Source organism: Pseudomonas sp. SWRI50 (assembly GCF_014269095.1).
Taxonomy (GTDB): Bacteria; Pseudomonadota; Gammaproteobacteria; order Pseudomonadales; family Pseudomonadaceae; genus Aquipseudomonas; species Aquipseudomonas kermanshahensis.
This window is the reverse complement of record NZ_JABWRW010000082.1, coordinates 1-324: the sequence shown is the minus strand read 5'-3', so window position 1 is coordinate 324 and position 324 is coordinate 1. Positions and strand designations below refer to the sequence as shown.

The window sequence follows — 324 nt, the reverse complement described above, 5'->3', positions numbered from 1 at the left end:
GTCTTGTCCAGAACCAGGTTCTCGAACTTGCCAACATCGGCGCCATCAACCGAAGCGATCGATTTGATCACTGGGTCGTTGGTACCGGTGTAGACGTTGTCCGGTGCGATAACCGTGGTGAAACCGGTGGTGCTGTTGGCCGGAACCGTGATGACGGTGGTGCCGTCGCTCAGCGTGAAGGTCAGTGCCGAATGCTTGTCGATCGGCAGACCGTCTTTGTTGGTCAGGGTGATGGTGTAGGTGATTGCACCACCTTCGGTAACCGAAGGGGTGGCAGTCAGCTTGGCCACGACATCGTCGGTGGTGTCAGTGACTTTGACCGAC

Annotated in this window: 1 protein-coding gene; it reads right to left on the bottom strand. The window is 57.4% G+C overall.

Features of this window, described 5'->3' with window-relative positions; all coding sequences use genetic code 11:
* A partial coding sequence (locus HU750_RS27050) for an immunoglobulin-like domain-containing protein (RefSeq protein ID WP_186683398.1) occupies positions 1–324 on the bottom strand: 324 nt, incomplete at both ends.